Raw genomic sequence first — 13,343 nt, forward strand, 5'->3', positions numbered from 1 at the left:
CGATTCGTTGTAACCATGTTACATGTTCCACTACGAGCTTATTTTATTCTGCTGATACTGTTCAAGTGAAACCAGTACTTCCCTTGGTTTGCTGCCCTCGTAAGGACCGATTACACCCCGGGCTTCCATGGAGTCAATTAAACGCGCTGCACGTGTGTAACCAACCCGCATACGACGTTGTAGCAGGGAGACTGAAGCTTGTTTTGCCTCCAAAATAATCTGTACAGCTTGCTCATATAACTCATCCTGTACTTCATCTGCTGCCTGAATGGAATCATCCACTTCAGGTACAAGGGATTCATCATACTGTGCTTCACCTTGACCACGTACATAATTAACAATATTTTCCACTTCTTCATCACTCATAAAAGCACCTTGTACACGAACCGGTTTTGATGCGCCCATTGGCATGAATAACATGTCTCCGCGACCCAACAGTTTCTCGGCCCCACCCATATCCAGAATGGTTCGAGAATCCACCTGTGAGGATACACCGAAGGCAATCCGCGATGGAATGTTAGCCTTTATTACCCCGGTAATAACGTCAACAGAAGGACGTTGTGTGGCAATAATCAAATGGATTCCGGCTGCACGAGCCATCTGAGCGAGTCGTGCAATAGCATCCTCCACATCTCCGGCAGCAACCATCATCAGATCTGCAAGCTCATCCACAATGACAACGATATAAGGCAGAACAGCCGCAGGATTATCTTTCATCAGATTATTGTAACCCTCGACGTTACGCGTGCCTGATTTGGAGAACAGCTCATATCGTTTCTCCATCTCAACCACGATCTTTTTGAGAGCAAGTGACGCTCTCTTAGGATCAGTTACTACCGGTGCCAGCAAATGGGGAATCCCGTTATATACGTTCAACTCAACCATCTTGGGATCGACCATCAGGAACTTCACTTCATCCGGCTTGGCTTTGTACAATATGCTGGTAATAATTCCGTTAATACACACCGACTTACCAGAACCTGTAGCACCCGCAACCAACAAATGGGGCATACGAGCCAAGTTACCAATAATCGTCTGTCCCGAGATATCTCGGCCAAATGCAATGGTCACTTTGGATTCTGCATCCTGGAACGTTGCTGTCTCCATTACTTCCCGCATCGTTACAACCGATACTTCACCATTAGGTACTTCAATACCAATCGCAGACTTTCCGGGAATCGGTGCTTCCATCCGAATATCTTTTGCCGCCAGAGCCAACGCGATATCATCAGTTAGGCTGACAATTCTGCTGACCTTAACACCAATATCAGGCTGAATTTCATACCTTGTAACGGCAGGCCCCCGGACCACTTCAAGCACTTTGGCGCGAACACCGAAACTCTCCAGTGTAGCTTCCAGCTTGCGTGCTGTCTGCATATAATCCTTCTGGTCACCCGCCTTGCCCCCATTGTTTGGCTTGGCAAGGAGACGGAATGATGGTAGCTTGTACGGCTTAGGAGGTGGCGGTGGTGGTTTCACCGGTTGTGTGTCCTGCCCTTCAGGAGTTGGAGTATCTGTTCCCTGCATTGTATCATTAGGTACTTCTTCTCCACTCTGAATCTCATCCACAGCATTCATCCCGTTTGTACCCGCATCGGATGCAGACCACTCCGTCTCTACCAGTTCATCCGTTATTTTAATGGCATGCTCGCCCTGTTGTACTACATTTGGATCGGCCAGATTATCCGGGAAAGGATAAGCATCGTCCAGATCATCTTCAATGCTTGCCTCTTCTGTTCTGACGTGCTCGAAAAAGTCTCGAATGATCGGCGCTGAGTTAGGTTTAGCCTGAACAGGAACACGTGATGAAGCTGATTTGTTCGCTACGTCTTCGGTTGCATCCTGCCACGCCTCTAGATTGTGATCTTGTTCGGCGCGGTATAAAATCTGTTCTGTTTCTGCCGAATCGACCTCATCCATTTCACGTCCTGATGTCGCCTGTTCCCGTTTAGCTCCCCATTTTCCGAAAAGTTGGAAGAATATGGGCGAGTTTCGTTTTGGCAGATGCTGTTCCTCTAATTCATCCTCATACTCGTCTTCGTCATCTTCAACAGGAACAGGCACCACTTTACGAGCGTTACCTTTCTTCCTTCCATCAGATGCTGAAGCAGAACGTGCAGACGGTCTCGACTCCAGCTTTTTGTACATCGAACTCCCGGCATCCCAAATCTTTGTACGGAATATTCGAATCAAATCCACATAAGATAGACTCGTAATCAGCATAAAACTGATGATAAACATGACAATCATGATGAGTCTCGCCCCAAGGCTGCCGAACAGCCACAAGAAAAGGGCAAATTGCCCAGCTCCGAGATAACCACCGCTGATGTCCTTGTTAAGCATGGAGTCCCTCTCACCTGGCGCAGCAGGGGTTAGCAACTCGGTTTGCATATCATTATGTACCTGCGTAATCACAGCACCAGGCTCAAGCGCACCAACCGGAATGAGCTTCTGGTGCATTGCAGAGACAGTACTCATGAGAGTTAAGGCAAAGACCAACAAAACAAGTCCTGTCTTGCGTGTGGTCCAGCCACTCGGCCATTTCCGGTGAATCATCACCATGAGACCATAATAAATACCAACAAGTGGAATCGCAAAATAAAACTTACCAAGCATCAGTCCGAACATCTTGGAAAGCGAACGTCCAACGGTGGCTTCACCCGATAATGCTATGACAGCAAGGGTAATAAGCACAATCCCGTAAATTTCATATTTTAAAACGCCGCTAAAACCAGCGCCCTTTTTTTTCCTCTTTTTTCTTCTGGCCAAAATCAGGTCACCCCCAGAAGAATATTATACCATACAAATATAATCCGTACATATGTTCTTTTTCTGCTCAATTTGTCTGAATTCGTCGCGTTATGCTGATCCCAAGTTACCCGAAAGCGGAATGGTCGAACCGGGCATATTAGCAGGATTGAGATAGGCTTCAAGTGGACAATCCAGCAAACGAACAATAACGGCTTCATTGTCATTAACAGGTCTCACCTGCATCAATAAACCATTCATTTTGATCTCCTTTGTATCTTCGCCCTCTTTCCACATTCCCGACCAGAGTTGTTCCGGGGGCATCACTGTATATAATGTCATTGGGTATAACCTCCCGCTTGCAGAGTCTGTCTCTTGTCTCCTATGAGCTGATTTAACTGAGCAATAGCCTGTCCAATCCCGCCCACTGCATCCATTAATCCATGTTTCACTGCATCTGCGCTTCCTACAGCTGTACCAATATCCCGATTCAACTCACCAGTCTTAAACATCAGTTCTTTGAACATCTCTTCAGAGATATTCGAATGCGAAGTCACGAACCGAACAACCCGCTCCTGCATTTTCTCCATATACTCAAACGTTTGAGGTACACCAATGACAAGGCCGTTCATCCGAATCGGATGGATCGTCATCGTTGCACTTCCCGCAATCAGGGAATATGTTGAAGCTACAGCAATCGGTACTCCAATGCTATGCCCACCTCCAATGACCACAGTCACCGTAGGTTTGCTTAGGGAAGCAATCATCTCTGCAATGGCTAGACCCGCCTCTACATCCCCACCTACCGTGTTCAAAATGATCAGTATACCTTCAATACGCTGATTTTGTTCTGCAGCCACCAGCTGTGGAATGATATGCTCATACTTTGTTGTTTTATTTTGTGGCGGCAAAATCAAATGCCCTTCGACCTGTCCAATAATGGTCATACAGAAAATATTCGACTCACCTGCAGGCGACTGTGTCTGCCCAAATTGCTGAATAGTCTCTGTCACGGGAGAGATGGCCTTTTCCTCCTGAATCGGAATTTCCGGCGCTTCAACTTCCGGTTGATTGGATCTTGACGCCTGCTTGTCATTCATACGTTCATTCATTTCAATAATCCCCTTCTCCAGAAACATTTAATGTATTTCCTTAGTATGGGGATTTTTCCAACTGCCTTATACCCGCTGCATCAAATTGCTTCACATATTGACGCTATTGCAGATCTTCCTGAAAACGCAAAAAAAGCCCCTTCTCTACGAGGAACCGTCCAATATTACTCGTAGAGAAGGGGCGACTGTGTGCCTGAATATATGTTTTTGTTTAGCTTATTTTAAACTTCCATAATGATTGGCAAAATCATCGGTCTACGACGAGTTTGCTCATACAGGAAGCGTCCCAGTGCATCTTTAACATTTGTTTTGAGTGAAGCCCACTCGTTAACGTTCTCACTCATCAACTTCTGCAATGTGCTGCTAACGATCCGGTTGGCCTCATCCAGTAGTCCTTCCGATTCACGTACATACACAAATCCGCGAGAGATGATGTCAGGACCGGAAACAATTTTTCCATCCTGTTTGCTCAGTGTTACCACAACAACAAGGATACCATCCTGTGACAACAATTTGCGGTCACGAAGTACAATGTTACCCACATCGCCTACACCCAAGCCATCGATCAACACATTACCTGCAGTAACTTTACCTGCTCTACGTGCTGCTCCACCTTGAATTTCAATCACTTCACCGATATCCGTGATGAAAATGTTCTCAGGTTCTACCCCTACAGATTCAGCAAGAACCGCGTGGCGACGCTGCATACGGAATTCACCGTGGATTGGCAAGAAGAATTTCGGTTTCATCAGGTTGAGCATCAGTTTCAGCTCTTCCTGGCTACCGTGACCAGATACGTGGACGCCACTGTTAGCACCGCTGTAATGCACGTTAGCACCCAGACGGAACAGTTCATCAATCGTACGGCCTACATATTTTTCATTACCTGGAACCGGAGTTGCTGCGATAATAACAGTGTCACCTGGCAGGATGTCCACTTTACGGTGTGTGGAACGAGCCATACGTGTCAGTGCTGACATTGGCTCTCCTTGACTTCCTGTGCAGAGAATCACGACACGATCAGCTGCCATCTTGCCTACTTCTTCAGGTTCAATGATCATGCCATCCGGAATCTCAAGATAACCCAGTTCTGAAGCTATACCAACCACGTTCACCATGCTGCGTCCAATAACTGCAACTTTACGTCCAGTCACTTCTGCTGCATTGATCACCTGTTGGATACGGTGTACGTTGGAAGCAAATGTCGCCACAACAACACGTTGACTTGCTTTACGGAAGATATCTTCCAGCACGATACCCACATTTTTCTCCGATGGTGTGAATCCAGGTTTCTCAGCGTTCGTACTATCGGACAACAGCGCTAACACGCCATTTGTTCCGATCTGTGCCATACGCTGAAGATCTGCATATTGACCATTGACTGGAGTATGGTCGAATTTGAAGTCACCCGTGTGAACAACTGCACCTTCCGGTGTTTCGACACATACACCAACAGAATCCGGAATACTATGGTTAGTAGCGAAGAACGATGCTTTCAGAACAGATCCAAGTTGGATCTCGGAATCAGCATCAATCAGAATACGTTTTGTTTCACCCAGCAAATTCGCTTCTTTCAACTTGTTTTCTACAAGTCCAAGCGTAAGTCTTGTTCCGTATACAGGAACATTCAGATGTTTGAGAACATATGGCAGACCACCAATGTGATCCTCATGTCCGTGAGTAAGAATGATTCCTCTTACTTTGTCACGGTTCTCAGTCAGGTAAGAAATGTCAGGGATGACAATATCAATACCAAGCATATCTTCTTCCGGGAATTTAAGACCAGCATCTACGACTACAATGTCGTTGGCGTATTGGATGACGTACATGTTTTTACCAATCTCGCCTACGCCGCCCAAAGCAAAAATCATCAGTTTATCGTTATTATTTTTCTTAGACAAATGAATCTAAACCTCCTATGGTAGTTGGACGTCGTACCTTATTATTTATTGTAAGTTAAGAAAAGTAGTCCATACATCACATACCCACCTATCGGGATGAATGCAAAAGAACACCTTTATTCACGATATTTGGAAGAAGTTCTTCGAAGTTATTCCCTTTGACCAACAAGTTGGAGTTGAAATTCCCTCTTAGCCGTTCCTTCCTTTTTCACCGCAAAGCTACACCACGAAGCGATGTCGCTTTCAATTTCAAAAAAATACCGCACCCAGTCACTTGACATCATTATACATGATTAAAAACAAAAAAAACAAGTCACTCTCTCGTTAACCTGTAGGTTTCCCCTTAGCAGTGGAAAAGAAACCTCACATTACTCGTAAAAAAAAGAACCGCAGCCTCTAGGAAGAGGAGCGGTTCTTTTGCTGATTTGAAGGATATTCCCATGATTAATAAAATAGTCCATATACAACCAAAATGATTACAAATTAAGCAAACCTTTGATATAAACCTGCTCCTCTTCCGTTGGGGGAATAAGGGGCAACCGTACGGAACCAACGTCTAGACCACGCAATGTCAGCGCATATTTCACCGCTACGGGGTTTGGTAGAGGCTGTGGACACTCAAACAGGCCTTTGAACACCGGGAACAACTGCTGATGAATCTGAGCAGCCTGAAGAGGTGCTCCGCCATAGAAGGCGTCAATCATTTTCTTCATTTCTGCCCCTACGACATGACTGGCCACACTGACAATTCCATGTGCTCCAACCGCAATCGCTGGTAAGCCTGAAGCATCATCACCGGAATAAACTCTGAAATTCTCTGGAGCACTTGCTGCAATCAGCGTAACCTGCTCCATAGATGCACATTCCTTCGTAGCGACGATGTTAGGAATCTGTGCAAGACGAAGCGTTGTCTCTGCTGACAGGCTGGTTACTGTACGCCCAGGCACGTTGTAGAGCATAATTGGCAGCTTGGTGGAGCCTGCAATCGCTTCAAAATGTTTGAACAAACCTTCTTGGCTAGGTTTGTTGTAATACGGAACAACCAACAAAATGCCATCCACTCCGGCACGTTCAGCTTCCTGTGTCAAATGGATGGAATGTGCCGTGTTATTGCTTCCCGTTCCGGCTATAATTTTGCACCGACCGGCCGCATGTTTCACTGCAAATTCGAATAATTGAACTTTCTCAGTATCACTAAGTGTTGGAGACTCCCCTGTTGTTCCAGAAACCACAAGCGTCTCCGACTTTTGATCTACAATCAGATAGTCGATTAGACGTGCCGTTTCCTCCCAATGAATCTCTCCTTGTTCATTGAACGGAGTGACCATTGCTGTAATCAATCTTCCAAAGTCCAATTCGATTCCTCCTTCAAAACAGGTTTGGCTCCTCTAACTTCAGTTATTTACAAATGAAGTTCGAATGAGGCGTGAAGTGCCCTCAGGGCCTGAACCATATCTTCTTTTTTTACGAGTACCCAGATCGTTGTATTCGAATCTGCCGATTGCAGGATCTGAATGTCTGCCAGTGTCAAGGACTCCACGATTCGAGCCATGATTCCAGGTACACCATTAATGCCTCCGCCAATGACGGACACTTTGGCACAACCGGACAGGCTTTGTGGCTTGAGACCTATCTCCTGCAATACCTGTATGGCTTTCTCGGAATCACTGTCAAAAACCGTATAGACAACTCCCGAGGGGGTAACATTAATAAAATCAACGCTGATTGAATTCTCAGCCATGGTTTTGAACACTTTTAGTTGCAATCGATCTGCACCACCACCAGGCACATCCACCGTAATTTGCGTTACATTGCTCACGTAGGCGATGCCTGTTACATAACGGTCAACAATGCCTGTCTGCACATCCTGGAATCCTTCCGGATGCGTAACCAGCGTTCCTTCCGTGTCTGCAAAAGTAGATCTTACCCGCACTGGAATCTGGGATTGCATCGCAATCTCAACCGCACGTGGATGGATTACCTTGGCCCCGTGGTGGGCCATGTTACAGATCTCTGCATAACTCACAACAGTCAGTGGACGTGCATCCTCAACAATTCGCGGATCAGCGGTGAGTATCCCGTTCACATCTGTGTAGATATCCACCATTTCAGCACGTAATGCTGCACCGAGAGCTGTAGCTGACGTATCGCTTCCCCCACGACCCAGTGTCGTGAAGTCTCCGTTCTCTGTCTGCCCCTGGAATCCGGTTACAACAACGACACGGCCAAGCTGAAGCTGCTCCAACACACGAACAGGACGGACATCCAATATCCGGGCATTCCCGAAATTGTCGTCCGTCACAAAACCTGCTTGTGCACCGGTCAGCACTGTAGTTGGAATGCCTTCATGTTCGAGTAAACTGCTCAACGTTGTCGCCGATATGATTTCACCACAGCACAGCAGTAAATCCTTTTCGCGTGCGGATAGTGCGTTTCCGTTCTGTGCAGCCCAGTCCAGCAACGTATCGGTCGCATATGGCTCGCCGCGGCGCCCCATCGCAGACACAACGATGACCAGACTCAATCCTGCTTCAAGTTCACGTTTAACATGACGGAGCACATGCTCTCTCGCCTGAACAGTGGAGAGAGACGTGCCTCCGAATTTCTGTACCATGATACGCATCTTTATTCCTCCATTTGTGTACGCAAGAAGACTGGACACGGGTCAAATCAACAAATGGATCACTCTAGGGAGCGTTCTGATGCGATAATTTCAGCATTTTATACGGCATTCCATGCCGCTCCTTATTTTCTGTAATTGTCTGGGACAATCGCAAATCAAAGGTCGCGGTTGTTATCGAGGTCATGATGCATACATTCACAATAGACCTCTCCCGCTTGCTTAACCTGTACTGCCCGCAAGCAGGAATGCCTTATAGACAGGAACGTGGACATAGTAGCTGTTCAATCCAGCATATTGTCCCCCATGATTTTCTTTGTCTCTCGAACCCTTCTTCATTTCTCCAAGCGCATAAACGTTGTCACCAAATCATTGTTCCATCAAGCCTGTGAAGAACGCTCCACAATCATCGGCTGCAACTGTTTGCCCTCAAGAGCACTCCAGCAAGCCTCTGGAATCAATTCCATTTTGGCGACTAACGAGTTTGGTTTTTTCACTGGATCGTCTTGCCCAAATGGCACAAAATACAAGTATTTAGCCACAAGCAATTTGGCGATATTCGCAGCATTCAAGCCCAGACCGTCATTCGTGGAAATCGCGAGCACAAGCGGACGCTGATTGCGCATCTGCGCTTTGGCTGCCATTAGCACTGGACTGTCGGTCATCGCATTAGCCAGCTTACTTGTTGTATTCCCTGTGCATGGAGCAATAACCAGCACATCAAGCAGCTTGGAAGGCCCTAATGGCTCCGCTTCAACAATTGTAGAAATGATATCATTACCTGTTATATCTTTCAACTGTTTTTGCCAATTTTGCGCCGTACCAAAGCGTGTATCCGTCGTCAGAACCGAATTCGAAATAATCGGAATGACGTTGGCACCTTCAGCTACGAAGCGGCTAATTACCGGCATAACCTCTTCAAACGTACAATGAGAACCCGTAATTGCATAACCTACCGTTTTTCCCTGCCAGTTCATGATTTAACCTCCCGTGCGTTCTGTTCTTCCAAAAGCAAACGGATCAACGCGTCGGCAATAATGCCGCCAGCCGTTTTGGGAGCAACAATGCCGGGGAGGCCAGGCGCAAGTAGCGCTTTGATACCGCGTTTGTCGGCATACCTGAAATCACAGCCGCCAGGAGCGGATGCGAGGTCGATAATGACAGCCTTTTGCGGCATTCTGGACAGGATTTGTGCTGTGATTATCATAGTCGGTATCGTATTAAAAAGCAAGTCAACTTCCCCGGTCTGAGCGGCCAAATCCGTTGTCATGAAAGGCTTCCAGCCCATTATTGTAGCGCGGGCAGCATCCTCTTCCCGCCTGATTCCCACCCGTACATTTGCTCCAAGTCCCTGCAGTGTTTTGGCCATTGTGAATCCTGTTCGACCAATGCCAAGCACAATGCATTCCGAACCATGGATTGTGAAGTCCGTCTCCCGAATAGCTATGGCGATGGCTCCCTCAGCTGTTGGAATAGAGTTATAAAGTGCAATATCATCACGATCAAGTACTTCAACAAGTCGTAGCCCATTTTCAAGACAAAGTTCGCGCAAGAACGGCTTTGCCATACCTGTGAACACAATACAATGCTCTGGTAATGCTGCAATATGTTCCTTTTTCAAATAGATCGGTGTGTCACTGAATGAAGTACTTACTTTTCCCTGCTCATCGCAACCGACAACAGGCAGTACGAGTACATCTGCGGAAGCAAACACTTCATCCTCCAGTTCCTGGTGCTCGATCCCTGGAATGGAACGCTCTATTTTATCGAAACCCACCACACTTACCGTTGCATCCAGCTCAGCGCACTTTTGAATGACTTCAAGCTGCCGCGCATCTCCGCCCAGGACTACAATCCGGACTCCGGTCAGCATCGGGACGTCACTCCTTTCACCACATGTATGCCTTATCGTATGCAGGGGCCCACAGGGGGGTGAAAACAATAATTGCATTCCACCGTCCGTTTCTCAAATGTAAAAAAGAGCCGCCCCTGTCAGGGACGACTCTAAAGAATGAGTATATTTACGCTGCTTATTTCCCGGTATGACCGAATCCGCCTTCGCCACGTACCGTTTCCGAAAGTTCATCCACTTCCGTCAATTCAACCACAGGCACGGTCTGGAAGACGATCTGTGCGATGCGCTCTCCCCGTACAATCGTGAACGGTTCCTGACCCAGATTAATCAACAGAACTTTAACTTCTCCGCGATAATCCGCATCAATGGTCCCCGGTGTGTTGAGGCAAGTAATACCATGTTTGAAAGCCAGTCCGCTCCGAGGACGGATCTGTGCTTCCAATCCAGCTGGCATTGCCATCGCAAGTCCGGTCGGAATCAGCATACGCTGACCCGGCTGCAATACAACTTCTTCCTGAAGTGCAGCTACTACATCAAAGCCGGATGCCAGCTCCGACATTTTTTGAGGCAGTTTAATATCTTCATTGCCCGGCAGTTTCTGTATTTGAACGTAATGCAACAAAATCATCCCTTCTCAATCCAGCGATCGTCTTATCTGAAGCGCCAACCATAGCAAGTGCAAAAGGTTCAGCAAACATCAGATCAAGTACCGCGTTAATATCGTCCATGGTAACTTGCTCAATTTTGGTGATCATCTCATCCAGTGTATGGTGTCTGCCCAGCATGAGCTCGTTTTTACCCAGACGATTCATGCGACTGCCTGTGCTTTCCAAGCTTAGAATCAAGCTGCCCTTCAGCTGTTCTTTTCCTTTACGAAGTTCATCTTCGGACAAGCCGTTAACAGCCAGGTCTCGCAGAACCTCTTTGGTCAGATCAAGCACTTCTTTGGTCTGTTTCGGTGCTGTACCCGCATATATCGTGAAAAGTCCGCTGTCCGCGTGAGAGCTATGATAGGAATACACGGAGTACGCAAGACCCCGTTTCTCACGAATTTCCTGGAACAGTCTGGAGCTCATGCCTCCACCAATGGCGTTATTCAGAACAACCATAGCGAATTGCAGCGGATCTCCGATTTTACAGCCCGGGAACGAGATACAGATATGATTCTGTTCCGTTTTCTTTTTGTGAAAGAGCTGTCCGCTTTGGAAGGCTGGCATCGTGACTGCTTCCGATACTCCATTTACATCAAAAGCACCAAAATGCTTCTCCATCAGATCGATTACACTGTCATCAATATTACCCGCGATACTAATGACCGTGTTCTCAATCGTGTAGTGCTCCTTCATATATGCACGCAGATGGCTGGAATCCATCGCTTTGAGACGTTCTTCCGTACCCAGGATTGGGTATGCGAGTGGATGCTCACCATAGGCGGCCAAGGCCATCAGATCATGAACCATATCATCAGGCGTATCTTCATACATCGAGATTTCTTCCAGAATGACGTTTTTCTCCTTGATCAATTCACCATCATCCATTTTGGAGCGGAAAAACATATCAGACAATACATCAACCGCAATCGGCAAATGCTCATCCAATACTTTAGCATAATAACACGTGTATTCTTTGGAAGTGAATGCATTCACGTTACCACCAATCGCATCGAACTGCTCCGCAATCGCCTTGGCATCATAACGATCTGTTCCCTTGAATAACATGTGTTCAATAAAATGTGATACTCCGTTACTTGCAGGTTGCTCATTACGCGAACCTGTCTTGACCCATATTCCGAAAGACACAGAACGGCAGGTCGGTATCTGTTCCATGACAACTCTGAGGCCATTGCCCAGCTGAATTTTTTTCATGGTTGGCCCTCCTACATCTCTATAATTGCCTTGATCTCAACCTTGAAATTGAAATCGACATTTGGTTCCAACTGTTTGATATTAACAAAAAAACAACGTTCACTCAACTGCAGAGGTGTTTACACGTTCCGAAGACAGCGTCTCACTTACTGTTCCGAGCACCAGACCTTTGGCCCGTATGGATTGAATCATGCCCTTTAAAGCTCCCGAAGAAGCAGCTGTAGGGTGCATTAGAATTAACGTTCCAGCCTCGGTATTTTTAGCAATTTTGGCAACAACGGCATCCGGGCTTGGCTTACGCCAATCCACAGTATCTACTGTCCATAACACGGTTTGCAGTCCCATGGATGAAGCAATGTCAACGGTCTTCTGATTAAAGTCACCGGATGGCGGAGCAAACCAACGATTCTCTACGCCCAGTGTTTTATGGAGCAGATCCTGGGTTTTGCTAATTTCCAGCTTGGCCCGTTCTGCGCTCAATCGACTCATGTTAGGGTGAGAATATGCATGGTTGGACATCTCATGCCCACGCTTCTGTATTTCTTTGGCCAGTTCAACGTTTTTGCTTAACCAACTTCCATCCAGAAAAAAAGTAGCCTTCACTTTCTCGGCATCGAGCGTATCCAGCATCGGTTTGATGTATTCGTTCCCCCAGGCCACATTAATCATAAAAGAAACCATCGGTTTGTTTGCATTCCCCCGATAGATCGGATGTGCACCCAAATCCTTAAGCTGAATCTCCGGCTCAATCTGACGGTAGACATACGCTATTTTGGTATTCAATGTTCCACTCAGCGCCTTACGGTATGTCGCTTCCACATCAATCTCCATGCCATTATAACCAGGAATCGCTTTCCATACCCGATCCACTCTGGCATTTACCGGAGCAATTTTCGTTTCAGCCGCTTTATCCCGAATCGCAGACAACAGCGCATCTTCTCCAGTTGCCTCCTTAAACATGTCAAAAGCATTTTGCGTACCTGGCCCATCACGGATCTCCGTAATGTATGTACGTACACTGCCAACTTGTCCGATCAATATGACCGCAGTCACACCCGCCAGAACAGCCGCCAGCTTTTTGGATTGGTTTCCCACAGCTCCATCCTCCCGCCGTCTTTGTCCCCATCATATGAGGACAAGGGCAAAAATATGAATGCTAAGCCATGGTTTCATCCTTGCTTTACGTATTTAAACGTTAAAAAAAGAGCCAGAAATTCACATTCTGTCTCTTCATTCAATCTA

General features: G+C 46.7%; 11 protein-coding genes. All 11 read right to left on the reverse strand.

Features of this window, described 5'->3' with window-relative positions; translation table 11 throughout:
* Positions 1 to 30 precede the first annotated feature (30 nt).
* Positions 31 to 2,769 carry an FtsK/SpoIIIE family DNA translocase gene (locus tag MHI01_RS07025; protein WP_340982834.1) on the reverse strand — a complete coding sequence of 913 codons (2,739 nt, stop codon included), beginning with the start codon at positions 2,767 to 2,769 and terminating at the stop codon, positions 31 to 33.
* A 90-nt stretch (positions 2,770 to 2,859) separates the two neighbouring features.
* Complete coding sequence (locus MHI01_RS07030) at positions 2,860 to 3,090, reverse strand: YlzJ-like family protein (RefSeq protein ID WP_036670404.1); 231 nt, start codon at positions 3,088 to 3,090, stop codon at positions 2,860 to 2,862.
* Positions 3,087 to 3,848 (reverse strand): ClpP family protease, encoded by a 762-nt coding sequence (locus tag MHI01_RS07035; protein ID WP_036609439.1) that lies wholly within the window; start codon positions 3,846 to 3,848, stop codon positions 3,087 to 3,089. The genes MHI01_RS07030 and MHI01_RS07035 overlap by 4 nt, the downstream gene beginning before the upstream one ends.
* Before the next feature lie 233 nt (positions 3,849 to 4,081).
* The gene (locus MHI01_RS07040; protein WP_076208870.1) at positions 4,082 to 5,761 is read right to left on the reverse strand and encodes a ribonuclease J; all 1,680 of its coding nucleotides are present in this window, start codon (positions 5,759 to 5,761) and stop codon (positions 4,082 to 4,084) included.
* 476 nt (positions 5,762 to 6,237) lie between these two features.
* Positions 6,238 to 7,116, reverse strand: coding sequence for a 4-hydroxy-tetrahydrodipicolinate synthase (gene dapA / locus MHI01_RS07045; RefSeq protein WP_036670403.1), 879 nt, complete (start codon positions 7,114 to 7,116; stop codon positions 6,238 to 6,240).
* A 47-nt stretch (positions 7,117 to 7,163) separates the two neighbouring features.
* Entirely contained in the window at positions 7,164 to 8,384 is a 1,221-nt protein-coding gene (gene dapG / locus MHI01_RS07050) for an aspartate kinase (RefSeq protein WP_036670402.1), read from the reverse strand.
* Between the two features lie 377 nt (positions 8,385 to 8,761).
* Positions 8,762 to 9,358, reverse strand: coding sequence for a dipicolinate synthase subunit B (locus MHI01_RS07055; RefSeq protein ID WP_062833836.1), 597 nt, complete (start codon positions 9,356 to 9,358; stop codon positions 8,762 to 8,764).
* Complete coding sequence (gene dpsA, locus MHI01_RS07060) at positions 9,355 to 10,254, reverse strand: dipicolinate synthase subunit DpsA (RefSeq protein ID WP_017689131.1); 900 nt, start codon at positions 10,252 to 10,254, stop codon at positions 9,355 to 9,357. The genes MHI01_RS07055 and dpsA overlap by 4 nt, the downstream gene beginning before the upstream one ends.
* A 157-nt stretch (positions 10,255 to 10,411) precedes the next feature.
* The gene (gene dut / locus MHI01_RS07065) at positions 10,412 to 10,858 is read right to left on the reverse strand and encodes a dUTP diphosphatase (RefSeq protein WP_340984836.1); all 447 of its coding nucleotides are present in this window, start codon (positions 10,856 to 10,858) and stop codon (positions 10,412 to 10,414) included.
* Positions 10,818 to 12,101: a M16 family metallopeptidase gene (locus MHI01_RS07070; RefSeq protein WP_076318531.1), complete on the reverse strand. Its 1,284-nt coding sequence runs from the start codon at positions 12,099 to 12,101 to the stop codon at positions 10,818 to 10,820. Before MHI01_RS07070 ends, dut begins: the two co-directional genes overlap by 41 nt.
* Positions 12,102 to 12,200: 99 nt before the next feature.
* Positions 12,201 to 13,196: a polysaccharide deacetylase family protein gene (locus MHI01_RS07075; protein WP_047842504.1), complete on the reverse strand. Its 996-nt coding sequence runs from the start codon at positions 13,194 to 13,196 to the stop codon at positions 12,201 to 12,203.
* Between the last annotated feature and the right edge of the window lie 147 nt (positions 13,197 to 13,343).

This window comes from Paenibacillus sp. FSL M7-0656, assembly GCF_038003225.1.
GTDB lineage: Bacteria > Bacillota > Bacilli > Paenibacillales > Paenibacillaceae > Paenibacillus > Paenibacillus amylolyticus.

Coding starts and splice junctions, on each gene's coding strand:
- MHI01_RS07030 (WP_036670404.1), bottom strand. CDS start 3,090: ATGACATTATATACAGTGATGCCCCCGGAACAACTCTGGTCGGGAATG.
- MHI01_RS07035 (WP_036609439.1), bottom strand. CDS start 3,848: ATGAATGACAAGCAGGCGTCAAGATCCAATCAACCGGAAGTTGAAGCG.
- dapG (WP_036670402.1), bottom strand. CDS start 8,384: ATGCGTATCATGGTACAGAAATTCGGAGGCACGTCTCTCTCCACTGTT.
- MHI01_RS07055 (WP_062833836.1), bottom strand. CDS start 9,358: ATGAACTGGCAGGGAAAAACGGTAGGTTATGCAATTACGGGTTCTCAT.
- dpsA (WP_017689131.1), bottom strand. CDS start 10,254: ATGCTGACCGGAGTCCGGATTGTAGTCCTGGGCGGAGATGCGCGGCAG.
- MHI01_RS07070 (WP_076318531.1), bottom strand. CDS start 12,101: ATGAAAAAAATTCAGCTGGGCAATGGCCTCAGAGTTGTCATGGAACAG.